The following is a 25,750-nucleotide window of genomic DNA, read 5'->3' as shown; positions in this document are numbered from 1 at the left end:
CGATATTGGATTATCAATGCAGTTTATTATGAAACAGACAATAGCAGAAGTATTAGTCTAAATTTTTTCTTGTATTGCTTGAAGTAAACGGTCTGCAGGTAAGTAACCTGGCATCGCAGTACCATCTTCTAAAAACAAAGTAGGTGTACCAGTAATGCCTAGTGAAACACCTAAATTGTATTGATCAATTACAGTATTGTCGCAAGATAATGATTTAATTGAGCGATTACTTTTTTCATCGTCCATTGCTGACTTAGGGTCATCAGCACACCAGATTGAAACCATCTTACGGTAAGCATTAGATCTTTCTCCTCCACGAGGAAAAGCTAAGTAACGGATAGTGATACCTAATTTATTATAATCGGCAATCTCTGCGTGCAATTTTTGGCAATATGGACAACTTGTATCGGTAAATGCCGTAACAACATATTTTTCGTTAGCCGCTTTATAGACAATCATGTCTTTTTCGAAGCTTTTAATCTCTGCAAATTGCTCAGCTGAATTTTCGCGGCGAATGTCAGATACTTTGGTAGCAGTAATATTTTTCATTCCATTATTAGTATCGTAAATACTACCGCTGATTAAAAACTGTCCGTCTTCACTTAAATAATAGATAGCCCCTTCACTCACTACCTCATAAAGCCCCTTAATAGGCGACTCAGTAATCGATTGTGCATCGACTTGTAATGATTCTAGCTTTTTAGTTAATAAATCATGGACTTGATTTGAAACGGCAGCAAAGCTACTGGCACTTAACAACATGCTCACTACGAATGTGATTACACTTTTTTTAGCCTTTAATATGGACATTATAAATTCCCGAAAATAAAATTATAGTACTCGATTATGCCTATCTTAAAACATAAAGTGAATGTTAATTACAGCCATTCTTATTATGTATATTAAGTTATGAGACTAAGCGCGAGGGTGATGTTCACTATGTAAACTTTTTAGTCTATCTTTTGCTATATGAGTATAAATTTGAGTAGTTGATAGGTCACTATGCCCCAATAGCATCTGTACGACCCGTAAGTCAGCTCCATAGTTCAATAAATGTGTTGCGAATGCATGGCGTAAAACATGTGGCGACAACGCCTCTTTATCAATTCCCGCTAGCTGTGCATAATACTTAATACGGTGCCAAAAGGTTTGTCTAACCATTTGCGTTCCACGACGGCTAGGAAACAAGACATCGCTACTTTGGCCTGATAATAAAGTCGGTCGCATCTCTTCAATATAACGTTCTAGCCAATAAACAGACTCCTCTCCTAATGGCACTAAGCGTGTTTTATTACCTTTACCAGTGACTCTTATCACTCCCTGTTGTAAGTTAATTTCTTCCATGGTCAAGCCCACTAATTCAGTAACACGCAACCCCGTTGCATATAAAACTTCTAACATGGCTTTATCACGAAATTGCACAGGGTCGTTCAGCTCCGGGGCGGAAAGTAATGCATCAACTTCAGATTCAGATAATGATTTAGGCAGGGGTTTGACAATTTTAGGACTTTCTAGTTTTGCACTTGGGTCATCTTCGCGCATTTTTTCACGGCATAAATATTGATAATAACGCCTAACCGCACTCATTAATCGTGCCGTAGAGGTATTCTTATAATCAATTTCACCCTGTAAACGTGCATCAAAATAATCACTCAAATCAATAGCGCTGGCCTCACTTAAGGTGATTTCTTGTTTTTGTAAATATCCCTCCACCAAACTTAAATCATGGCGGTAAGAGTCTAGCGTATTTTTTGATAGACCACGCTCTAACCAAAGTGAATCTAAAAATTGTTCGATGCTTAATACTTCCATTCCAACGGCCTTAACGGTAAATTAGCGCCTCTTATATTTTTATTCAAAGGTCACTTATGAAAATCGGTTTATTTTATGGTTCTAGTACTTGTTATACAGAAATTGCTGCAGAAAAGATTCAAGCAGAGCTAGGTGAATCATTAGTAGACATATTTAACATAAAAGATGACGGTTTAAGCAAGATAAATGATTATGACATTGTTATTTTAGGCATTTCTACTTGGGATTATGGTGAACTTCAAGAGGATTGGGGTAAGTTATGGGATCAAATCGACGGCCTTAATGTTAATGGCAAAATAGTTGCGCTATTCGGATTGGGTGACCAAAATGGTTACAGTGAGTGGTTTATTGATGCAGTTGGTATGTTGCACGACAAATTATTACCCCAACATCCTAAATTCATCGGTTATTGGCCCATTGAAGGATATGACTTTGAGGCATCAAAAGCATTAACCGAAGATAAACAATATTTTGTCGGATTAGCGATTGATGAAGATACTCAATATGAACTAAGTGACCAACGTATCAGTGATTGGTGCTTACAAATACTAGAAGAGATGCAAGATCTACTATAGCCAACTTCTAAATATAACTTGAAATATAATTCCGGAGCTATGCCCTAGAATATAGGCTCTGAACATCAATCTATAAGCAAGTATAGAAGTTATTAAAGCCAACATTTTTTTATAACTTCTATTATGCATTTCGAGTTTTACACCTATATTTCTTACACCTTTCCTCTATCATGTAAGTTAAATACGCAATTAATTATCAAAAATACGGCTATAAGTAAGTTATTAGCGGGGTATTAATGGAAATACCTCATTTTTTTGTAATTTAATTTCAGCATGAGAACTCTTCTGATCCAGATCAAGCGATTTTTTACTCACTTTGGTTAAGCTAAGCTATATTAAATTATCGATGCATAATTAACCCATTCCATAACCGCTGACAAAATGATATCAGCGCTTATTTAGCACTAAATTAACGAATTTTAAATTTAACCAGAGTAAGGGAGTACCTCCTCAATGCCAACTGATAAACAAACTAAAAGCTATAGCGAGCTGCATAAACCCGCAAGCGAGTTTGCAACACGGTCTGATTATTTGGATCACGAATTACAGATAATGAAACCTCGCCGTTACGGGTTAAATCTACCCGGCCGAGATTTCCGCTTCGAATGGGAAGATTTAGTACCCGCTGTAGCAGGTACCATCGGCATCATCGCAATGTACTCTGCGGTAATGATGTCTTGGGCTGATGGTTTAACAGAGCAATGGGCGCACATCACTTTAGGTAAAGATTTTGCTATCGAAGTGGCGCGAGTTGAAATGCTTATCCCCGCCTTTTTATTTTGTATTGTTGCTTCGGGCTTTGTTAACCCTAAAGCCAACCTAGCGGGTAACCATGGTCCAATGATCCCGTTAATCGGTGCAATTGCATTAGCGGGTGCTCACCCACTTGCTTTAGCTATCTTACTCGGTGTATTTGGTTTATTGCTCAGCTACTTTAAAGGTGGATCTAAACTGGTTAATTTAACCGGAGAAGGCGTAGCAGGTGGGTTACTGGTGTTCCTTGGGTTTACTGGTGCATTCAGTCAAATAGGTCAAGTTCAAGACTGGGCTAAAGGGTTACAATCTGCAGATGTTGCAGCAGGTAGTATGGGATATGTTGGCTTAGTTGTATTAGCAACAAATATCATTCTTTATGCTTTCCTTGCAAAAATTAACAAACGTTGGTTAGCTATTCCAGCTTGTGCAATTACAGGGTTATTGATCGCGCTAGCACTCGGGGCAGGCTTTAACCTAACCTTCGAAACAGAAATGGGACTACCTAATTTAAACCCTGTTTACTGGTGGGGAAGCACTACTGAAGGTTGGATGTTAGGTTTACCAAACCTTGAACACTTCATTGCCTCATTACCTTTTGCAATTTTAGCCGTAGCGATGTGGTCACCGGACTTCTTAGGACACCGTATTTTTCAAGAATTAAACTACCCAAAAAAGACTGAAAATGTATTAATGGATGTGGACGATACGATGACCATGTGTTCAGTCCGTCAAATGGTTGGTACTGCAGTGGGTGGTGGTAACATCACCTCTTCATGGGGAACTTATATGATCCCTGCGGCGATTGCTAAACGCCCTATTCCAGCGGGTTCAATTATATTAGGCAGCTTAGTAATGTTAATTGCATTTCTAGGCTTCCCAATGGACATCGCAGTATGGCCACCAGTAATGCGTATTGCTTTATTAGTTGGTGTTTTTTTACCCTTACTAGAAGCTGGTATGCAAATGATTAAAAACACCAAAGACTCACAAGCTGCTGGTATTTGCATCTTTACTGCTGCAGTATTTAATCCTGTACTTGCTTGGGCATTAACCATGTTATTGGATAACAACGGTTTAATTGGAGATAAGGAACGCGCTAAACGTCTATCATTTTTAGATAAGATTATTATACCGGGTTCAGTATTAGTGGTTTGTTTTATTGCTATGTTAGCAGTAGGTATGTTCGAGAAACAATACGGCCTACCATCTTTATTATAAGTAATATTAGACGCTGATAGGATTAGTATTTATTAAACATAATAACTTTATTTAACCTACTAGCTTTGTTAAAAGATGAAACAAAAAGGGCGCTATTGATAGCGCCCTTTTTTATGCCTAAAATTTATATAACCACTTAGATTTGCATGACCAACCTATATTTATATAACCAATCTAGACTCGCATAAAAATACAACTTCAGCTTTAAGGTTATTTATAAGCCTTTAATATCGATAATGAGATCGTTAGATATCTCTTGTAATGAGGCAATCAACAGGTTCTGGTCAAAGGCATCGGACACAGCTATTTCAAAGTGGCTCGTAAACACTGTACCACCAATGTCAGGCACACCAATTCTGTTGCACTCCATATTTTCAACCTTAACGCTATTTTCACTTAACACTTGTGAAATATCATTCACTAAACCTGCACGATCTCTCGCATCAATTGATAAATTTAAATGATTAGGCTTTTCTTTCGGTAAGCGCTTCAGTTCAACCCAATCGATATGAAGAGGTAAGGTTTTAAAACCATTTAAAAGTGTTTCAACTTTTTCTGGCTCTAATTCAATCTTAATTAATCCAGCCATATACCCTTCTATATGGTTAATTTTGCTGGTTAACCATTTACCGTTTAATGCATGTGTTTTTTCTGCAAGGCATTTAACTAAATCAGGTTGGTAAATACCAGTGATCGTAATTAATATTTGTACGTTCATAAACTAACTCCTTCTAGAGAGATATAAATTAGTGAAATTCTATTAAAAATAATTATACCTTAACTGACTTATCCTTTGGCTAAAAACCATACAAAAACATGGGTTATATACTATTTTTTGTATTTATTAGAGGCATCTAAAAAAGATAACAAAAATATATTTAAGATTCATTTGACTAAGTTATAATCGAACATTAATAAAAATAAATAGTTGAGTTAAATTTCAATAAATATTCAGCAGTTTATTTATGTAATATTTTTTAATAAGCTATTAATTTTCTTAAGATAACATCTTCTTATGGCAAGAGTGTTCGAGAGGAAGTTGAAATTAAATTACCTTTTCAAGGTTAAATTTAAACAATTTAGTGAATAAGAGTGATATTTATATCACTTTAATCGGTACATTATTCAAGCAAAAAAGGCTTTTTAAAATAAAAATGTAATTTTATTACGAGATCGCTGTGCAACTTGATATGAATCAATTTTTGTACAAAAGCATTTGTTAAACTAAGCACTAATCCATCACGGGGTAACTTCTAAGATGCAAATAGACAATAGCGTTAACGAGTATTTAGCTTACCAAATACCAAGCCAAAGCAATCGTATTGCTAACAGTAAAATAAGCAAAACTATTTTGCCTGTGTCTCTTCTTTCAAACAATACAAGCATACTTATTGCACTCCGTATTATTTTCTATTTTGTTATTGCCCCACCTGCGCTTATCGCATTTTCAACACTACTAAGTGCGCATGCATTAAGTGCGGTACATAGGATGTACCAAACATATTCACAAACAACTAATTTATACACATTTTTTAATCACTAACGGTAAAGGTAAATCTTTATGACTAAATTAAACGAAGCATTTGCATCAGCATGGGAAGGTTTTGCTGGCGACACTTGGAAAACAGAAGTTAATGTTCGTGACTTCATCCAAAAAAACTACACCCCTTTTGATGGCGATGAAAGTTTCCTAGCTGACGCGACTAAAGCGACTGACGAGCTATGGGAAAATGTAATGGTCGGTATCAAACAGGAAAACGCAACGCATGCACCTGTTGATTTTGATACTGATGTGGTTTCGACTATTACTGCACATGATGCAGGTTACATCAACAAAGACTTAGAAACGATTGTTGGTCTACAAACAGAAAAACCATTAAAACGTGCGCTTATCCCTAACGGTGGTATTCGTATGATCGATGGTTCTTGTAAAGTTTACGGTAAAGAATTAGATCCAACTATCCGTAAAACTTACTCTGAATACCGTAAAACACATAACCAAGGTGTATTCGACGTTTACACTGGCGACATTCTTAAATGTCGTAAATCAGGTGTATTAACAGGTTTACCTGATGCTTACGGTCGTGGTCGTATTATTGGTGATTACCGCCGTGTTGCTTTATACGGTATCGACTACCTAATGACTGAAAAAGCAGCTCAGCATAAAAGTTTAGAAGCTGAATTAATCGCAGGTACTTCATTAGAAGATACAATGAAATTGCGAGAAGAGATTTTTGAGCAATATCGTGCGCTTGACCAAATGAAAGTGATGGCAGCGAAATACGGTTATGATATTTCTGGACCAGCATCAAACGCTAAAGAAGCAATCCAATGGACTTACTTTGGTTACTTAGCGGCAATTAAATCACAAAATGGCGCTGCAATGTCATTTGGCCGTACCGCTTCTTTCTTAGATATCTACATTGAAAAAGATCTAAAAGCAGGTCTAATCACTGAAACTGAAGCACAGGAACTAATCGACCACTTAGTAATGAAACTACGTATGGTTCGTTTCCTACGTACACCTGAATATGATGACCTATTCTCTGGTGACCCTATCTGGGCTACAGAGTCTATCGGTGGTATGGGTGTTGATGGACGTACGCTAGTAACCAAAAACAGCTTCCGTTTCTTACACACACAATACACTATGGGCCCTTCTCCAGAGCCAAACATTACTGTTTTATGGTCTGAAGCTTTACCAATTAACTTCAAAAAATACTGTGCAAAAGTATCTATCGATACTTCATCTATCCAGTATGAAAATGATGACTTAATGCGTACTGATTTCGATAACGATGATTATGCTATCGCTTGTTGTGTATCGCCAATGATTGTTGGTAAACAGATGCAATTCTTTGGTGCACGCGCCAACTTAGCAAAAACATTATTGTACTCCATCAATGGTGGTGTTGATGAAAAATCAAAAATGCAAGTAGGCCCTAAAACTTTACCAGCAATTACTAGTGAAGTATTAGATTACGAAGAAGTTTACGCAAACCTTGATCACTTCATGGATTGGTTAGCAGAGCAATATGTCACAGCACTTAACTGTATTCACTACATGCATGACAAATACAGCTACGAAGCTTCATTAATGGCACTTCATGACCGTGATGTGGAACGTACAATGGCCTGTGGTATTGCCGGTCTTTCAATTGCAGCGGATTCATTAGCAGCAATTAAATACGCAAAAGTTCGTCCTATTCGTGATGAAGATGGTATTGCGACTGACTTTGAAATTGAAGGTGATTACCCTAAATTTGGTAATAATGATCCACGTGTTGATGATATTGCTTGTGAACTAGTTGAAACGTTCATGAAGAAAATAAAATCACGCCCTATGTACCGTAATGCACGTGCTACACAGTCAATTCTTACTATTACATCTAACGTTGTATACGGTAAGAAAACAGGTAACACACCAGACGGTCGTCGTGCAGGTATGCCATTTGCACCAGGTGCAAACCCAATGCATGGACGTGATGAAAAAGGTGCAGTAGCATCATTAACATCAGTATCTAAACTACCGTTTGCTTACGCACAGGATGGTATTTCTTACACATTCTCAATCGTACCAAATGCACTAGGCAAAACAGATGATTCTCAAAAATCTAACTTGGCTGGTCTAATGGATGGTTACTTCAAGCACACGCCAGATATTGAAGGTGGTCAACACTTAAACGTTAATGTAATGAACCGTGAGACATTATTAGATGCAATGGACCACCCTGAGAAATACCCTCAGTTAACAATCCGAGTCTCTGGTTATGCAGTACGTTTTAACTCATTAACTAAAGAACAACAAAGTGATGTTATTACACGTACTTTTACAGCAACACTATAAAAAATAGACGATAACAGGTTCACTTTTATATTAGCCTGCTATAATAAAAAAGGTTTCATTCTTCGGGATGAAACCTTTATTTTTATCACAACAAAAGTAATTATTTTTATCAGTTGTTATGGCACTGTATCCATTGTTATAACGCAGTCATGTTCAATTAATAGTTGATACAAATAATTAGTTTTTATGAGGTTATAAGATGTCAGTTACTGGACGAGTACACTCAGTAGAAACCTGTGGCACCGTTGATGGGCCAGGGATCCGCTTTATTATCTTCTTACAAGGCTGTTTAATGCGCTGTCAGTATTGCCATAACCGCGATACTTGGGATACTGAAGGCGGTAAAGAGATGACCGTTGATGAATTAATGAAAGAGATGCTGCAATACCGCCATTATATGGACGCGTCCGGCGGTGGTATTACTATTTCTGGTGGCGAAGCAATGCTACAACCTGAATTTGTGCTGGCGATGTTTGAAGCCTGCCGTGCAGAAGGCATTCATACTTGTTTAGATACCAATGGTTTTGTACGAAAAATTGACCAAACAACTCAAAATATTCTTAAACATACTGACCTAGTCTTATTAGATATTAAGCAGATGGACAATAAAAAGCATATCGACTTAACCCATGTTAGTAATAAATATACTCTAGAGTTTGCAAAGTATTTAGCTGAGCATGATCAAGCGATCTATCTACGCTATGTTGTTGTTCCAGGTATCACCGATAGCCTTAAAGACGCCCATTCGTTAGGTCAATTTATTCAACCAATGAAAAATATTGAAAAGATTGAAATGCTACCCTATCACGAGCTTGGAAAACATAAGTGGACAGCAATGGGAGAAATATACCCTCTTGATGGCGTTCACCCACCATCAAGAGATACTATGCTTGCTGTGCAAAAGGTACTTCTTGAATACCATGACAATGTTATTTTTTAATACCTTTGTTCAGTGAAACCTTCTCAATAAGCACTTAGCTAAGTATACTTTGCTTAGTTTATTGTCCTCAATTCTTAATAAAGACAGTTTTTACTGTCTTTATTTTTACTTCTTACTAAATAGCAGCTTCTATGACTCCTTTTATTTGCCCGCTTTGCCAAACTTCATTTAATCAAATCAATAACACCCAAGTGTGTGAAAATAATCATCATTTTGATATTGCTAAGGAAGGATATTTAAATTTATTACCGGTGCAATCAAAAAGCTCTAAAAATCCAGGTGATAATCAAGAGATGATGGCAGCTAGGCGAGCATTTTTAAATACTAGCGGCTACTTACCACTCGCAGAAAAAGTAGCACAAATAAGTAAACAATATTTAGCTGATACCGAACAAGCACAGATCCTAGACTTAGGCTGTGGAGAGGGTTATTACACCGATATTATCAATCAACAATTGCCACAACATCGTATCTGCGGCATTGATATTTCTAAAGTGGCTGTTCGTTATGCCGCTAAACGCTATAAAAAAATTGATTTTTGTGTCGCCAGCGCCTATCAAGTTCCATTAAATGCACAAAGTATTGACCTAATGATACGTATCTATGCACCATCAAAAGCGGAGGAGTTGTTACGTCTAATTAAGCAAAACTGTTATTTAATTACAGTAACACCTGCGCCACGTCACTTATTTCAATTAAGAGAGTGCATTTACGAACAAGTAAATGAGCATGCGCAGGAGAATGAGGCAGTCGAAGGTTTCAGTAAAGTGGAGCAAGTAAATCTCAGTTATGAACTAGATATTGATTCATCTCAGCAGTTAAAAGACCTCATTAACATGACCCCTTTTGCTTGGAAGTTTACACCAGAAAAACTAGCTAAATTACTTAGCCAGCCACACTGGAAAATTGAATGTGATTTTAATATTGAAGTATTTCAAAAAAGCTAACTTATATTAGTTCATTGTTATATAAAAAGTTATCCCCTCCTTTTTTGAAACCTTTATTCAACAACTTAGCAAGGTCGATAAAGCGCAACTGATCGACCATGGTTCGTTGCCCATTGTCTTTTCCATGTAAGGCTTCACTTACCTCAAGATACCAATTAAATAGCGCAGGTGAGAGCGTTTGTTGCGAACGTTTTCCTAACCATAATAAACAATGCGCAGGTAATCCGATTAAAAATAAAATAAATGTAGCGGTACTTGGCCAAGAAAAATAAGTTGGAAAAAACATGTACAAGGAAGCAACAAGCACAATAAAAATCGGGAATACTTTAATTAATAATTGTGTATAACAGACCATTTTACTTTCAATAAATAAAGAATACAGACAGTTTTGTTTTGGCCATATTTTTAAATAATGGTCGCCTTTTTTTAATAGCTCAAAAAAATTAAACAAATAAATTCTCCTTTAAAATTGATAACTCAATCACAACAATACAAATCATGCCTAATTTATGGAAATGTTCCAACTAAAATTGATTTCGAATAATTTTTATCAATTTGATATTTGTAATTTTATTACATAAAGGTAAAATTGATAATATAGCTTAATATGGACAATGTTGCCAAACGCTACGTTCTTATTCAGTTATATCTCACTATTATACCCTAGCTTAATATCAAAAATTAGAATTGATATTTATATACTTATTATTTACTGACTGGAATTTTTTCATGAGCAATAAATTAGTCCTTGTACTTAACTGTGGTAGTTCTTCGCTTAAATTCGCTGTAATCAATGCAAACAATGGAGATGAAATAATCAGTGGTTTAGCTGAATGTTTTAATCTTCCCGATGCTCGTATTAAATGGAAGTTTGACGGTAAGAAAGAGTCAACTAACTTGCCTGAAAATAGTGCTCACTCTGCAGCCATTTCATTCATTGTAGAAGATATTATTAAAAAAGTTGAGGGTCTTGAGTCTCAACTTATTGCTATAGGCCATCGAATTGTTCATGGCGGTGAAAAATTTACTAAGTCAGTTATTATTGATGAAGAAGTGCTTGAAGGCATTGAGGAATGTGCTTCACTTGCACCATTACATAATCCTGCACATATTTTAGGTATTAAAGCAGCACAAAAAGCGTTCCCATCATTAACACAAGTTGTCGTGTTTGATACTGCTTTCCACCAAACTATGCCAGCAAAAGCTTTCCTATATGCGTTGCCATATAATTTATACAAACAATCTCATATTCGTCGTTACGGCATGCACGGCACCAGCCACTTATTTGTTACCAATGAAGCAGCTAAAGCATTGGGCCAAAAAGTAGAAGAAACAAATATCATCTCTGCTCATTTAGGTAATGGAGCATCGGTTGCAGCGATTAAAAACGGCCAATCAGTTGATACAAGTATGGGTATGACTCCGCTTGCCGGCTTAGTAATGGGTACTCGCTGTGGTGATATAGATCCAAGTATTATTGATCACCTTGTGGAACGTGAAGGCTATAGCCTGAAAGGTGTAATGGACATGCTACAAAAACAAAGTGGCCTATTAGGTATATCTGGTATTTCAAGTGATTTCCGAGATATCGAAGAAAACTACCAAAAAGGTCACCAAGGCGCTATCCTTGCAATTGAGATGTTTGCCTACCGTTTAGCTAAGTATATTGCATCCTACGCCGTACCACTTGGTCGTATTGATGCGATAGTATTTACGGGCGGTATTGGCGAGAACTCTGAACGTATTCGTACGAAAGTATTAGAAAACTTAACTATCTTTGGATACCAAGTAGATGCAGAGAAAAACAAAGCTGCAAGACTAGGTAATTCAGGCGTGATCACTACCGATAACTCCCCAATTGCAATGGTTATACCAACCAATGAAGAATGGGTTATCGCGCAAGATTCTGCTGCACTTGTTGGTGCGTAACTTATAATAATTTTTTTGAGGGAGTATTTACTCCCTTTTGTCATCTATTAAAAAGGAATAGTCATGGCTCGTACAATAATGCTGATCCCTATTGGCGCTGGTGTTGGTGTCACTTCGGTTAGTCTCGGAATGGTTCGTGCAATGGAACGCCAAGGTGTTGCCGTTAATTTTTTCAAACCAATTGCACAACCACGCCCAGGCGATGCAGGTACAGAACGCTCAACAACAACATTACGCAATTCAAGTAACATCCTTCCTCCAGAACCTTTTGCTATGAAATATGCCGAAACGCTTATTTCATCAGGACGTACTTCTGAGTTACTAGAAAATATCGTAGAGCGTTTCCGTGAAGGTACTAAAGACAGTGATGTGATCATTGTTGAAGGTTTAGTCCCTACCGATAAGCATCAATTTGCTAATAACATCAACTACAGTATCGCTAAAGCATTAAGTGCTGATATGGTATTTGTTACGCATCCAAGTAACGATACGTCACAACAATTAAAAGAGCGCATGGAAATTGCTATCTCTTCATTTGGTGGCAAAGAAAATAAACATATTGCTGGCTGTATTATTAATAAAGTGGGCGCACCTGTTGATGAGAATGATAAAACGGGTACCGATTTAACTGAAATGTTTGATATTCCTGAAGGTAGTATTAATAACAACCTTGAAGTATTACAAATGTTCAGCAAAAGCCCATTACCAATTTTAGGCTGTATTCCATGGAGTGCTGACCTGATCGCACCACGTGTTAAAGATCTAGCGATCCATTTAGAAGCTAAGATCCTTAACAAAGGTGACCTTGATAACCGCCGTTTACAATCAGTAACTTTCTGTGCTCGTTCAATCCCTAACATGGTTGAGCACTTTAAAGCTGGTTCAATGTTAGTAACATCGGGTGATAGAAGTGATGTGATCATTGCCGCTTGTTTAGCTGTAATGAACGGTATGAAAATCGGTTGTTTATTATTAACCGGCGACTACCCACCTGAAGATGAAGTGATGAAGCTTTGTAAAAGTGCAATGGACGCAGGATTACCAGTGCTACTGATCAAAAGTAACACGTGGCATACAGCGCAACGTTTACAAAACTTCAACATGGAAATCCCTGTTGATGATTTAGAGCGTATTGAAAAAGTACAAGAGTACATTGCCAGCCATATCGACAAGCATTGGTTAAACACGTTAACACAAGATTCTTCATTATCGCGTCGTTTATCGCCACCAGCATTCCGTTACCACTTAACGGAATTAGCACGTAAAGCAAACCAACGTATCGTATTACCTGAAGGTGAAGAGCCTCGTACTATTCAAGCTGCAGTTATTTGTGCAGAACGTGGTATCGCTAAACCAGTATTATTAGGTAATCCTGAAGAGATCCACCGTGTTGCAACGCAGCAAGGTATTGTTTTGACTGATGAAGTTGAAATTGTTAATCCTGTTGATGTGATAGAGCAATACGTAGCACCAATGGTTGCTCTTCGTAAAGGTAAAGGCTTAACAGAAGTTGTTGCACGTGAGCACCTACAAGATACCGTTGTATTAGGTACTATGATGCTAGCTGAAAATGAAGTAGCCGGTCTAGTTTCTGGTGCAGTTCACACTACTGCTAATACTATTCGTCCTGCATTACAGTTAATTAAAACAGCACCAGGTGCAAGTTTAGTTTCTTCAATCTTCTTTATGTTATTGCCAGACCAAGTATTAGTTTACGGTGACTGTGCAATTAACCCAGACCCAACGGCTGATCAACTAGCAGATATCGCAATTCAGTCTGCTGATTCTGCGATTGCTTTTGGTATTGACCCTAAAGTAGCAATGATCAGTTACTCTACTGGTGATTCAGGTGCGGGTTCAGATGTTGAGAAAGTACGTGAAGCGACTAAAATTGCACAACAACGTCGTCCTGACTTATTAATCGACGGTCCATTACAGTACGATGCAGCGGTAATGGAAAATGTAGCGAAGAGTAAAGCACCAGACTCGAAAGTAGCAGGTCAAGCAACTGTGTTTATCTTCCCAGATTTAAACACAGGTAACACCACTTACAAAGCGGTACAACGTAGTGCAAACTTGATCAGTATTGGTCCAATGCTACAAGGTATGCGCAAACCTGTTAATGACTTGTCACGTGGCGCACTAGTAGACGATATCGTTTACACCATCGCGTTAACAGCAATTCAAGCAACACAAGCAGCAGAGCAATTAGCATTAAAAGGTTAATCTTTTAAACTAACTAATTACTGCATTAAAAAAGCCCTACTTGACTTAATTTTAGTCATCTAGGGCTTTTTTTGTATCTTCTATTTATGATTTTATTGGCTTAAATACTGACCAATACACATTTTAAGCCTTTATCTCGGTCACTATTAGTAAACTCAATTGGCGGCTCAATAACATTGATTACTTTTGCCGTAGGGCAATGCTCAGCTAATGCATCGTAGATAAACTGAAAATCAAGATCGGGGCTATTCAAACATAAAAGCGCTTGCCCACCTGGTTTTAATAACTCCGGCAAACGACGCATGATCTTAGGATAATCACGTTGGATATTAACACTCCCTTTTTGTAATGATGGCGGATCAGCAATCACAATATCATAGGGTCCTAAACGTTTAACTTTACCCCATGATTTAAAAAGATCATGCCCAAGATACTTAACTTTATCTAAATCATGGCCATTAAGCCGATGATTATCACGCCCTACTGCTAACGCCGCTTTGCTCATATCGAGATTAACGACTTGTTCAGCTCCACCAGCAATAGCAGCATTAGAAAAGGCACAGGTATATGAGAATAAATTTAATACACGTTTTTGTTGGCTATTTTTTCTTAACCAAGCACGGCCATTTTTCATATCTAAGAAAATACCGTAGTTTTGATTTTTACCTAGGTTTATTTTATAAGCGAGCCCATTTTCACAAGCGATAAAATCATTAACCTGTTCGCCATATAACAATTCCGTAGGCGCAAGCTCTCGGCAACGAAACTGCACTTGAATACTATCAACAACAAAGCCTCTTTCAGTCATTTCTGCGAGTAGAAAATCACTCAAATTAGCCAGCCATTGTGCATCTTCCTCTTTGTACAAAACAATCAACACCACCGGTGCTAACCAATCTATATTGATATGCTGGTATTCTGGATAAAAGAATCCACGGCCATGAAATAAGCGCGCTATTTCTTTATTTGACTCGTTAGCAACTGTTGAGCTTTGTTCTGCTGTCGATAATGTCGAATTGTCAGGAAAATGCATTTTTTCTAATAAAGCTGTAAACATATTATTTTTCTTCTTTGCTATTCAATGAAACTGAAACCGTATCTTCAGTCTCGTTATTTGTATCTTTGCTTGCTAGTAATTCGCTTACTCATAAAGCCAACTAATAAAGCTAATTACTAAATGGTTAACTAATCGATCATCGCAGTTACTCAGTCTCGTTCGACTGAGTATTTTTCGATGAAGCTTCTTTATCAGCTTCATGCGCCTTTGATTTTTCTATATTAGTTTGTTCAAATGCAGAGACTTCCTGATCAGAACTTAATAAAATAGCAAACCAACGCCCATCTTCACTATTTTCTAAAGCAATTTTTAAGATCATCGTCAGCGGAACCGATAACAGCATACCGACGACACCTAATAACCATCCCCAGAAAATTAAAGATAAAAACACGACTAGCGTTGATAACCCTAAACTACGCCCCATGAAACGCGGCTCAACAACATTACCCATGATCATATTAACACTCACAAATAACCCAACAACCACCGCTGCATACCCAGGACCTAATTGTAAAAAAGTCAGAATCACTGCCGGTACTGCTGAAATAATGGAGCCGATATTAGGGATATAATTTAATAGGAAAGCGAGTAATGCCCATAACACGTAAAATTGTACTCCCATTGCCCACAGCACCGAGCCAATAACAATACCAGTACCTAAGCTAACCATAGTTTTAATCGCCATATAACGATTCACCATGCTTAAAAAATGGTCTAACTTTTTCTCTGTTTGCTCAGAATCATCAAATGCTATATGCAGTTTCTTAGGGAAAACTTGTCCTTCCGCTAACATAAATACAACCGTTAATAACAACAGGAAAATATTACCCAACACACTACTGAACCCAGATAAGGTCGTCGTCACTAAATTCATCACCTTAGCAGGGTCAAAATAACCACGCACTTCATCCATTGACAACCTAATATCATGTTTTCCTAACCATTCAATTAACCAGGTTAGCTGTTCTGATAGTTGTTCCTCATAGGTGGGTATTGCTTTACTAAAATCATTAACAGCAGCGCCAACGACACCACCTAACACAATAAATAAAGAGAAAATAACCACGATAACAAAAGCAATCGCAAGCCCTCTAGGTAAGCGTTTACGCTCTAAATAATTAATCGCTGGATTACAGATAATAGCCACAAATAATGACAATAAAAAAGGAACAACAATCGGTGCAGCTTCTTTTATCCCTGCTAACGAAATGACTAAAGCAGAAAAGTACAACGCTGTACGGCCCGCCGTGGATACACTTACCATGTTTATTTTCCTTTAAGTGAAACAGTCGCTTTGTATACCTCAACAGAGGTTAAATAAAAACAAGAAATGACAGTATAAATGATTGCCATAGATTAATGAAAATTAGATCTCAAGCTGTAGACTCTTGTTGTCTAATGGACATACAATGATTTCGATTTATTTTGACTCAATAAGTCTTCACAACTGATTTTAACGATTATTAAGAGAGAATGAGAAACCACAAAAAAGTGATTTAAATCACACTAAATAATCGTAGCACATTCACTTTATAGTGATCTCGATCAATACGAGAAAGAGTGTTATTTCTATAATGACTGTGAAAGTTTTTTACTAAGTCCATTTTTAATAGCCAGTTTTGATAAAGAGATACGATTTAATAGAACATTTTTAAAACTTTTAAATTTATTAAACTTTTGGAGAAATATATGACGGTAAGTAATGTCACTGAACTAAATGCAATGGTTGCACGTGTAAAAGCGGCGCAAAAAGAATTTGCAACTTACTCACAGGAGCAAGTTGATAAAATATTCCGTGCCGCATCATTAGCAGCATCTACAGCACGTATCGAACTTGCAAAAATGGCAGCCAACGAGTCTGGCATGGGCATCATGGAAGACAAAGTAATCAAAAACCACTTTGCATCTGAATTCATTTACAACAAATACAAAGACGAACTAACTTGTGGTGTTATTGACCGCAATGATGAAGGCGGCACTATCACTATTGCTGAGCCTGTAGGTATCGTTTGTGCCATCGTCCCAACAACAAACCCAACTTCAACTGCGATTTTTAAAGCGCTAATCTGCCTTAAAACACGTAATGGCTGTATCTTCTCTCCACATCCACGTGCTAAAAATGCAACAAACTATGCAGCAAAAGTTGTATTAGATGCAGCAATCAAAGCAGGTGCACCAAAAGATATTATTGGTTGGATTGACGTACCATCAGTTGAACTTTCAAATGCATTAATGAAACATGATGATATCAACCTTATCCTTGCAACTGGCGGTCCAGGCATGGTTAAAGCAGCTTACTCTTCAGGTAAACCAGCAATCGGTGTTGGCGCGGGTAACACACCTGTAGTTATCGACGAAACCGCTGATATCAAACGTGCAGTTTCTTCAATCTTAATGTCTAAAACTTTCGATAACGGTGTAATTTGTGCTTCTGAACAAGCAGCAATTGTTGTTGAATCAATTTACGACGAAGTAAAAGCACGTTTTGCAAAATATGGCGCAGCAGTATTAAGCCAAGCAGACGCAGACAAAGTACGTAAAGTGATGATCATCGATGGCGCATTGAACGCTAAAATCGTAGGTCAACCAGCTTACAAAATTGCCGCATTAGCCGGTGTTAAAGTACCAACGTCTACTAAAATCCTGATCGGAGAAGGTTTAGAAGCTTCTTGGGATGACGAATTTGCACATGAAAAACTATCTCCAACATTAGGTTTATTTAAAGCAAAAGACTTTGAAGATGCAGTACGCCAAGCAGGTATCGTGTTAGATATAGGTGGTGTTGGCCATACATCAGTACTTTACACAGACCAAGATGCAAACGCTGAACGTATCGCTTACTTTGGCGACAAAATGAAAACAGCGCGTATTCTTATCAATACACCAGCATCTCACGGCGGTATCGGTGACCTTTACAACTTTGAGTTAGCACCTTCTTTAACATTAGGTTGTGGTTCATGGGGTGGTAACGCTATCTCTGAAAACGTAGGTCCAAAACACCTTATCAATAAGAAAATTGTTGCGAAGCGAGCTGAAAATATGTTGTGGCATAAACTACCAAAATCAATCTACTTCCGCCGCGGCTGTTTACCAGTTGCAATGACTGACCTTGAAGGTAAAAAACGTGCATTAATCGTGACTGACCGTTTCTTATTCAACAATGGTTACATCGATGACCTGCGCTCTATCCTGAAAGAAAAAGGCATGGAAGTTGAAGTGTTCCATGAAGTAGAAGCAGATCCAACATTAGCAGTCGTAAAAGCAGGTGCAGCAGCATGTTTAAGCTACCAACCTGATGTGATTCTAGCAGTTGGTGGTGGTTCACCAATGGATGCAGCGAAAATCATGTGGGTAATGTATGAGCACCCAGAAACAGATTTTGAAGACTTATCAATGCGCTTTATGGATATCCGTAAACGTATCTACAAATTCCCGAAAATGGGTTCTAAAGCAGAGTTAGTATGTATTACTACAACCTCTGGTACAGGTTCTGAAGTAACACCATTTGCTGTTGTTACAGATGAAAAAACTGGTCAAAAATACCCATTAGCAGATTACGAGCTAACACCAAACATGGCGATTGTAGATGCAAACCTTGTTATGGATATGCCTAAATCTTTATGTGCTTTCGGTGGTTACGATGCAGTAACTCACGCAATGGAAGCTTACGTTTCTGTATTAGCGAATGAATACTCAGACGGCCATGCACTACAAGCGCTTAAAATGCTTAAAGAGTACTTACCAAGCTCATATGCTAACGGTAAAAAAGACCCAATCGCACGTGAAAAAGTACATAACGCAGCCACTATCGCTGGTATGTCTTTTGCTAATGCATTCTTAGGTGTTTGTCACTCAATGGCGCACAAACTAGGTGCTGAATTCCACGTCCCACATGGTTTAGCAAATGCACTATTAATTGCAAATACTATTCGTTTCAACGCAACGAATAACCCAACTAAGCAAACTGCATTCTCACAGTACGATCGCCCTAAAGCACGTGCTCGTTATGCAGAAATAGCGGCACACTTAGGTTTCACAACAGGTAACACTGAAGACAAACTTAACGCGCTATTAAACTGGTTAGAAGAGTTAAAAGTAGCATTGAATATTCCACTATCAATCCAAGCTGCAGGTGTTGATGAAGCTGCATTCATGGCAAAAGTTGATAAACTTGCTGAAGATGCGTTCGATGACCAATGTACAGGTGCAAACCCACGTTACCCATTAATCGCTGAGCTTAAAGAAGTATTAATCGCTTCTTACTACGGCACGGCTTACGCTGACGTAATGGATGTACCAGAAGTGGAAGTTAAAGCAGAACCAAAAGAAGAGAAAAAAGCTAAATAGTTTATAATTTAGTACCCCACTTTTAGCCTGCTTTATGCAGGCTTTTTTGTGTTTGGAATTTGGTAAATAAACGACAAACCTAAAAAAGGATTAACCACGAAGCGCTGCGCTTCACAGAGGGCACCAAGAAGTAAGCGTAAACATGAGGGGGGTTTGAATAAGATTAAACGTCATGAGTATTCAGAACTTCAATATGGGATATGATAAATAAACGGCAAGCCTAAAAAGAGAATTAACCACGAAGCGCTGCGCTACACAGAGGACACGAAGAGTTGAACATAAAAGATAAATGGTTTGAAAAATTAAACGTTATGAGTATTCATAACTTCGATGAGGATGCGGTAAATAAACGACAAACCTAAAAAGAGCATTAACCACGAAGCGCTTCGCTACACAGAGGTCACGAAGGGTTAATCGTAAAAGATAAATAACCTTGAAAAAATTAAACCTCATGAATATTCATAATTTCAATTTGGATATGATAAATAAACGGCAAACCTAAAAAGAGAATTAACCACGAAGCGCTGCGCTACACAGAGGTCACGAAGGGTTGTTAGTAAAACGCAAGTTACTTTTTAAAGAGGTTACCTTTTAAATAAGTTACTTTTTAAATATGATTAAACGTTATTTTTCCGGTACCTTGCTTTCAATGACTAAAAAGTAAAAGGTCAAAGCAAAAACCAAGATTCCCCGTCATCCCCCTAAAACTATTTAACTCTCATTAAGCTATGCAAACTGTTTTCCAATTCTATTTTAATCGCTTGAGAGCGTTGCATATTATTCACATCATTAATTATTTCAGGCTGATATCCCTGCTTTTCCATCCATTGCATTGGCTTATCAAAACTGTCCTCACTGACCACAAAAGTATCGTTAAATAAATTGCTCTTTTGCCCTGTTTTTTGCTGAATACTAACTATCCAAACTCGATCTTGAAACTGCTGTGTCTGAGAACAAAGCAGAGTAAATTTTTGCCAGTTTATCGATAAAAACGTAGCCATTTTATTGAATAGATTCATTAGTATTATTTACCTGTTAGATATGCACATTAGATAACAAATGATCCGATGCAGTGCCGGCGAGATCCGCTAAAAAAAACTTATTAAGGTCACGTAAAATATCGCTATTGCATTATTACTTTAATATTAAAGATTTTAACATTAAAAATAGATCCCAAGAAGCACAGCGAGATATACAGAGGTAATAGAGTGTATCCGCAAGTAACACTTGGGATTGTCGAAATGCGTCATAACAAGCTATCTCAGAGCCTTTAAAACAGTATGGACAAAGGTAGTTTGAATGTGAATTCAGGGTAAAATTAGTGGTTGTTCTGAACCATCATTTCCGAGCTAAACGAGTATTAATTACTTCTTATTACAGTAATGCTTAAGTTGACGTAATAGATGTATCAGAAGTAGAACCAAAAGAAGAGAAAAACTATTTAAAAAATCACTTTATTTATTAAGGCTAGTATTTTGTCGATATATTTTACATGTTTTTTATTTAAGCTATTTTTGGGGATTTTATAACACTTTCAAAATCTCTTTTTGTTAACAATTGCTTGATATAAATATGCTTTATTTAGTTGGAATATTTTATGCTTATTATTTAATCGAAATAGCAATTAAGCTTTTTTATTAATAGAAATCAACATAAGGATATAAAATGAAATCTATAATTTATGCAATAAGCGGAGCAATGATTTTATCGGCAAGCTCAGCTCATGCCACATTTATTGGTGCAGCTAATGGCAATCTATATGATTATAATATTTCCACTAACAGCTCTACTTTAATTGGTAATACAGGGATTATGTTTGATATCGCACTAAGTACTTCAAACATATTATATGGTGTAACAAGTGGTAGCCAACTTTATTCTATCGACCAAACTACAGCCGCTAGGACTTTAATCGGAAATACTGGTGCAAGTGTAAATGGTTTAACATTCGCCAGTAATGGAATATTGTATGGCAGTGGTGGTAATGGTTTATATTCAATCGATACAACTACCGGTAATGCCTCTTTAATAGGCACAGGATCATATAATTCATCTGGTGATATTTCTTTTGATGATTTAGGCAACCTTTACCTATCATCTACAACTGGTGGAAACGGCGACAGTCTTTGGTCACTGAATACGGCAGATGGTAGTGGGACATTGATTGGTTCAACTGGTTACTCTTCAGTTTATGGTTTGAATTACTTTAATAATACTTTGTATGGTTTTACTTACTCCGGTGCAACGCTTTCTCTGGATACAACCACTGGGACAGGTACCTTTGTGTCTCAAAACAATATTAACACTAATGGCGCAGATGGTGGTGGAGCAGTGGTTAATGTACCTGAACCAGCATCAATACTTTTATTTGGATTAAGTTTAGTTGGTTTGAGCTTTTATCGTAAAAAACCAAAAGTTTAATATTTATTTGAATAAAACATCACATAATTAAAGATATTTTTAACTGTGTGGTGTCCGCCTACTGCATTTCTTTCTCCCCTGAAAAAAGTTTACGAATGTTCATCTCCTATCGATAAGAACTAATCACGGGAAAAACAAGAAAAACTCGACAGCCAAGTGTTTAAAATCCCAAAATAATACACATTTGAACATAAACCGTGAATTATGCCCACGCTAACGATTAGCTATCGCTAATTATATTTTTATTAAGGAATTTTTAAGAAAGGTTAATGAGCTTGTCGTCGTAACTGGTTTTTACTCGCTATCCAGCATTTACCTGTGTGCTCTGCAAATGAAGCTATCTCCTCTAAAGAGCCGACAGCACCTTGATAGTCTTTACCAAATCGACTGGCTAACGTTAACCAAGTGGCTTCATCAAGCCCAATCTTGCTGAGTAATTTAGAATGATGGCCAGCGCACCTAGCTTATCTTCTCGTAAGATACGTCCGCTCCAATAAACTAACTCTAGGTAATCTAATAATGAAAAAGCAATGCCTTGAGCACTATCACTTTTATCGCATTCATAAACACCACCAGTGAAACCAAATAAAGTTTTTTTATTGAAAAGATATTCTGATGGATTATCTTGTGGCTGAGCTATGCCAACTTTTTTGCAGGGGATCTTCTCGATGTGGAATACGGTAGATAAATGACAAGCCTAAAAGAAAATTAACCACGAAGCGCTGCGCTACACAGAGGGCACGAAGAATTATATGCAGAGGTGTTCTTTTAAATATACTAAAAATCATTGCTTGTCTAAAACATGGTTTTTAGTGCAGTGAGAGATCACAAAAAAGAAGGTAAAATGTTATTTTTAGAGAAATTCTACAACTTCAACGCCGTTTTAAGTTGAAATTTACAGTGGGATATAATCGCGAAGCGATGGCCCGCTGTAATTTTTCAACTTGAAAACTCTTGTTATACAACATTTTTAGATAGAGTTTAACTTTTCTAAAAAAGTGTACACATCATTGCCATTAGGCAATTTAACTCGAGTATCTGAAGTTGTTGTAGGATCTTCAATCAAATCTATAATTTCTTGAATAAATATAACAATATTTTCTAAGTCTGCTACCTCGAATTTCAGCTCAAAATCTAATTGCCCCATTGCAGCTTTTAAGTCTGTATGAGCTAAAACTTTATTGCGCCACTTTTTAATACCTGTTGACTCATAGAATGACTCTAATTCGATAACTAAGCTGTTTAGCTCATTACTATTGCAAAGTTCAGTGAACCTTCTTAAAGTCATATTCTTATTTACACCATCTCGACCACTTGTTGCAGGATCAAGGAGACAGGCAATTTTCAAACAAATTCTTTCCAAATAGGATGATTGCAATCGACCGAAAATTACAGGACTAAATTCATTTAATATTTGAATAGAATTGACGTCAGAAAATAATTGTTTATAAATTGTTAGATCTGTACACAAAGCTACAAAATAATTTTTAAACAAACCAATTTCATTTATATCAATTTTTGAACGGTCTATTTTAGGTTGATTTGGCATTTCAAGATCCATTCTTTTAAAAAAGTCTTCCTGAGTAGAAATTCTGCCAATTTTATTATTCTCACTCATGATTACACTACCCTGATGTTGTATAACATCGTAATTAAGCAGAACTATTCCGTATTTCCGGTGGATAGATAGAACGCGATTATTTATTTAAATTTGACGTCAGAATAACAAGCTGAATAAACTAATCAACAAGTTAAAAATAAAACTGAAACCTTAGTCATGTAGATAGACAGAATAATCCCACACTTATGGTGGAAATGCAGAACCAAATAGATTATGTGAAAAATAGATTATAGTTTTGCCTCGCTGAATAAAATAAGCAGTTAACATTGCCTATCATGGACGGACAATCTCACCGTTGAGTTTTCCCAAATCATCAATGGCTTTTAGTAAAACCAAACAAGATGTTTGGGTTAGGCTCGTTTGGCACATCGATGTGCCGTAAGAGCCGGTGCGTTATAAAAGCCATTTATATTATTTGGGTTTGAAAACGATTCAGCGTCAGTTCTTTTGACTTTTCTGGGTACTGGTTTCTTTTCTGATAAAAGAAAGACGTGTCGCCAACAGGGTGAAACCACTGACAATAAATATCAAGCTTGCTCGATGAGCACAGACGAACCTAACTCAAAGCCAACCCATCCAAAGCATTAGCTTCAATAAAATGCATAAAAATATTGCTCAATGTGGACGGACAATCTCACCGTTGAGTTTTCCCAAATCATCAATGGCTTTTAGCAAAGCCAAACAGGATGTTTGGGTTAGGCTCGTTTGGCACATGGATGTGCCGTAAGAGCCGGTGCGTTATAAAAGCCATTTATTATTTGGATCAGAAAACGACTCGGTGTCAGTTTCTTTGCCGCCTTTCTTTTCTGATAAAAGAAAGACGTGTCGCCGACAGGGCGAAACCACTGATAATAAATATCAAGTAGACCGGATGAGCGCAGACGAAATCACTCTAAGCAGTAACTCTAGCTTCAACAAAAAGCATAAAACATTACTCAATGTGGACGAATAACCCCACCGTTAAGTTTTCCCAAATAATTAATCGCTTTTAGTAAAGCCAAACAGAATGTTTGGGTTAGGCTCGTTTGGCGCATGGATGTACCGTAAGCGCAGATCGGTAATAAAACAAAATCGAGACATTTATTTTTAAATGCGTGTGACATAGTGACTAAAATCGTAAAGCTTTAAATTTGAGGTTATTTCCTTAATATTTACTGACACGTATCAATTAAGTATCAATAAAAACAAGGTGAAACAATTTATAACTGCTATATTCGATGATACATAATATAACCTTTGAAATTGCTAACGAACAATGACTCAATATTCAATTGCGGAAAACTTTAATCAATTCTTCAAAATACGATTTGCTGATACAAAAGAACTCAGACAAGAAGCATTCAAAATCAGATACGGTGTTTATAGTTCTGAATTAGGCTGGGAACCCGAAAATGAGCAAGAAATGGAATCTGATGAATGCGACGACTACGCATATCATTGCTTATTAGAACATAGACGCACAGGCGTCTTTGCAGGGTGTATCCGCTTAATAATCCCTCCAACCGATGTTCCTAACAAACAATTACCTTTTGAGACGAATTGTCTACACAGCGCAAGAAAAGAAGTGTTTGATACCAGCACCTTACCTCGTGGTAGTTTTGGTGAAATATCACGCTTAGCTGTGCTTGCTTCGTTTAGACGTCGTGAAAAAGAAAAAAATGTACCTTATGTACTTAATAACATTAATCCAGAAACCATCTATTCAGAAGAAGAACGTCGAAACTTTCCTAATATCGCGATGGGGTTGTACTTAGGCGGCATTGCATTAGCAAGTTTATGTCAACACCAAGGCATGGTGGTGATGATGGAGCCAAGGCTGAATAGACGCTTGAAGCGTTTTGGACTACCTTTCCAACAAATTGGTGATGAAACCGATTATCATGGCCAACGCGCCATGTTTTATTTAGCGGCAAATGATTTTCATAAAGATCTCACTGAACAACTTGAAGCTTTATATGCCATTATTTATAAAGAAATGGCCGAGCAAATAGCACTAAAACAATATAATAACGAACCCTTTAAAATTCCAAGTACCGATGTAACTGATAGATAGA

Annotated in this window: 19 protein-coding genes; 11 read left to right on the top strand and 8 right to left on the bottom strand. The window is 37.1% G+C overall.

All coding sequences use genetic code 11. From position 1 onward, the window contains the following. Positions 1 to 57 precede the first annotated feature (57 nt). A complete protein-coding gene (gene dsbC / locus GQR44_RS13380; RefSeq protein WP_166372259.1) occupies positions 58 to 810 on the bottom strand; it encodes a bifunctional protein-disulfide isomerase/oxidoreductase DsbC in 753 nt (250 codons plus the stop codon). Between the two features lie 105 nt (positions 811 to 915). Next, a complete protein-coding gene (xerD, locus tag GQR44_RS13375; RefSeq protein WP_166372258.1) occupies positions 916 to 1,812 on the bottom strand; it encodes a site-specific tyrosine recombinase XerD in 897 nt (298 codons plus the stop codon). Positions 1,813 to 1,868: 56 nt separating this feature from the next. Here xerD and fldB point away from each other — a divergent pair, with 56 nt between their 5' ends. Both fldB and GQR44_RS13365 read left to right on the top strand, forming a co-directional pair. After that, positions 1,869 to 2,387 carry a flavodoxin FldB gene (gene fldB / locus GQR44_RS13370; RefSeq protein WP_166372257.1) on the top strand — a complete coding sequence of 173 codons (519 nt, stop codon included), beginning with the start codon at positions 1,869 to 1,871 and terminating at the stop codon, positions 2,385 to 2,387. Positions 2,388 to 2,840: 453 nt separating this feature from the next. Then, positions 2,841 to 4,361, top strand: a complete 1,521-nt coding sequence (locus GQR44_RS13365; protein WP_166372256.1) for a DUF3360 family protein — start codon at positions 2,841 to 2,843, stop codon at positions 4,359 to 4,361. Positions 4,362 to 4,575: 214 nt separating this feature from the next. On the opposite strand, the gene GQR44_RS13360 is transcribed toward GQR44_RS13365, so the two are convergent. Then, the gene (locus tag GQR44_RS13360; RefSeq protein WP_028869099.1) at positions 4,576 to 5,079 is read right to left on the bottom strand and encodes an ACT domain-containing protein; all 504 of its coding nucleotides are present in this window, start codon (positions 5,077 to 5,079) and stop codon (positions 4,576 to 4,578) included. 540 nt (positions 5,080 to 5,619) lie between these two features. Here GQR44_RS13360 and GQR44_RS13355 point away from each other — a divergent pair. The 4 genes from GQR44_RS13355 (at position 5,620) to rlmA (ending at position 10,095) form a co-directional block, all read left to right on the top strand. Next, the gene (locus GQR44_RS13355; RefSeq protein WP_166372255.1) at positions 5,620 to 5,904 is read left to right on the top strand and encodes a hypothetical protein; all 285 of its coding nucleotides are present in this window, start codon (positions 5,620 to 5,622) and stop codon (positions 5,902 to 5,904) included. Positions 5,905 to 5,922: 18 nt separating this feature from the next. Continuing rightward, positions 5,923 to 8,208 carry a formate C-acetyltransferase gene (gene pflB, locus GQR44_RS13350; RefSeq protein ID WP_166372254.1) on the top strand — a complete coding sequence of 762 codons (2,286 nt, stop codon included), beginning with the start codon at positions 5,923 to 5,925 and terminating at the stop codon, positions 8,206 to 8,208. 199 nt (positions 8,209 to 8,407) lie between these two features. Next, complete coding sequence (gene pflA, locus GQR44_RS13345) at positions 8,408 to 9,148, top strand: pyruvate formate lyase 1-activating protein (RefSeq protein ID WP_166372253.1); 741 nt, start codon at positions 8,408 to 8,410, stop codon at positions 9,146 to 9,148. 131 nt (positions 9,149 to 9,279) lie between these two features. Continuing rightward, on the top strand, positions 9,280 to 10,095 hold the full coding sequence (gene rlmA / locus GQR44_RS13340) for a 23S rRNA (guanine(745)-N(1))-methyltransferase (RefSeq protein WP_166372252.1): 816 nt from the start codon (positions 9,280 to 9,282) through the stop codon (positions 10,093 to 10,095). A gap of 1 nt (position 10,096) precedes the next feature. On the opposite strand, the gene yfbV is transcribed toward rlmA, so the two are convergent. After that, positions 10,097 to 10,546 carry a terminus macrodomain insulation protein YfbV gene (gene yfbV, locus GQR44_RS13335; protein WP_166372251.1) on the bottom strand — a complete coding sequence of 150 codons (450 nt, stop codon included), beginning with the start codon at positions 10,544 to 10,546 and terminating at the stop codon, positions 10,097 to 10,099. A 278-nt stretch (positions 10,547 to 10,824) separates the two neighbouring features. On the opposite strand from yfbV, the gene GQR44_RS13330 reads away from it, so the two are divergent. Continuing rightward, on the top strand, positions 10,825 to 12,024 hold the full coding sequence (locus GQR44_RS13330; RefSeq protein ID WP_166372250.1) for an acetate kinase: 1,200 nt from the start codon (positions 10,825 to 10,827) through the stop codon (positions 12,022 to 12,024). Between the two features lie 63 nt (positions 12,025 to 12,087). Further along, positions 12,088 to 14,250: a phosphate acetyltransferase gene (gene pta, locus GQR44_RS13325; RefSeq protein ID WP_166372249.1), complete on the top strand. Its 2,163-nt coding sequence runs from the start codon at positions 12,088 to 12,090 to the stop codon at positions 14,248 to 14,250. Positions 14,251 to 14,350: 100 nt separating this feature from the next. Here the strand turns inward: pta and GQR44_RS13320 are convergent, their stop codons facing one another. Beyond that, positions 14,351 to 15,307, bottom strand: coding sequence for a class I SAM-dependent methyltransferase (locus tag GQR44_RS13320; protein WP_240923659.1), 957 nt, complete (start codon positions 15,305 to 15,307; stop codon positions 14,351 to 14,353). A 145-nt stretch (positions 15,308 to 15,452) separates the two neighbouring features. Beyond that, positions 15,453 to 16,571 (bottom strand): AI-2E family transporter, encoded by a 1,119-nt coding sequence (locus GQR44_RS13315; protein ID WP_166372248.1) that lies wholly within the window; start codon positions 16,569 to 16,571, stop codon positions 15,453 to 15,455. Between the two features lie 425 nt (positions 16,572 to 16,996). On the opposite strand from GQR44_RS13315, the gene adhE reads away from it, so the two are divergent. Beyond that, positions 16,997 to 19,654 carry a bifunctional acetaldehyde-CoA/alcohol dehydrogenase gene (gene adhE / locus GQR44_RS13310; RefSeq protein ID WP_166372247.1) on the top strand — a complete coding sequence of 886 codons (2,658 nt, stop codon included), beginning with the start codon at positions 16,997 to 16,999 and terminating at the stop codon, positions 19,652 to 19,654. Between the two features lie 707 nt (positions 19,655 to 20,361). Here the strand turns inward: adhE and GQR44_RS13305 are convergent. Next, entirely contained in the window at positions 20,362 to 20,673 is a 312-nt protein-coding gene (locus GQR44_RS13305) for a hypothetical protein (RefSeq protein WP_240923658.1), read from the bottom strand. Positions 20,674 to 21,319: 646 nt separating this feature from the next. Here GQR44_RS13305 and GQR44_RS13300 point away from each other — a divergent pair. Continuing rightward, positions 21,320 to 22,075, top strand: coding sequence for a PEP-CTERM sorting domain-containing protein (locus GQR44_RS13300; RefSeq protein WP_166372246.1), 756 nt, complete (start codon positions 21,320 to 21,322; stop codon positions 22,073 to 22,075). A gap of 970 nt (positions 22,076 to 23,045) precedes the next feature. Here GQR44_RS13300 and GQR44_RS13295 read toward each other — a convergent pair. Further along, the gene (locus GQR44_RS13295; RefSeq protein ID WP_166372245.1) at positions 23,046 to 23,693 is read right to left on the bottom strand and encodes a hypothetical protein; all 648 of its coding nucleotides are present in this window, start codon (positions 23,691 to 23,693) and stop codon (positions 23,046 to 23,048) included. Between the two features lie 1,258 nt (positions 23,694 to 24,951). On the opposite strand from GQR44_RS13295, the gene GQR44_RS13290 reads away from it, so the two are divergent. Beyond that, positions 24,952 to 25,749 carry a PEP-CTERM/exosortase system-associated acyltransferase gene (locus GQR44_RS13290; protein WP_166372244.1) on the top strand — a complete coding sequence of 266 codons (798 nt, stop codon included), beginning with the start codon at positions 24,952 to 24,954 and terminating at the stop codon, positions 25,747 to 25,749. The last annotated feature ends 1 nt before the right edge of the window (position 25,750 follow it).

The sequence above is a fragment of the Psychromonas sp. SA13A genome, from assembly GCF_011378715.1.
In the GTDB taxonomy this organism is placed as follows: domain Bacteria; phylum Pseudomonadota; class Gammaproteobacteria; order Enterobacterales; family Psychromonadaceae; genus Psychromonas.
Note: the sequence above shows the minus strand (reverse complement) of the source record. Positions and strands in the feature narration are given on the sequence as shown.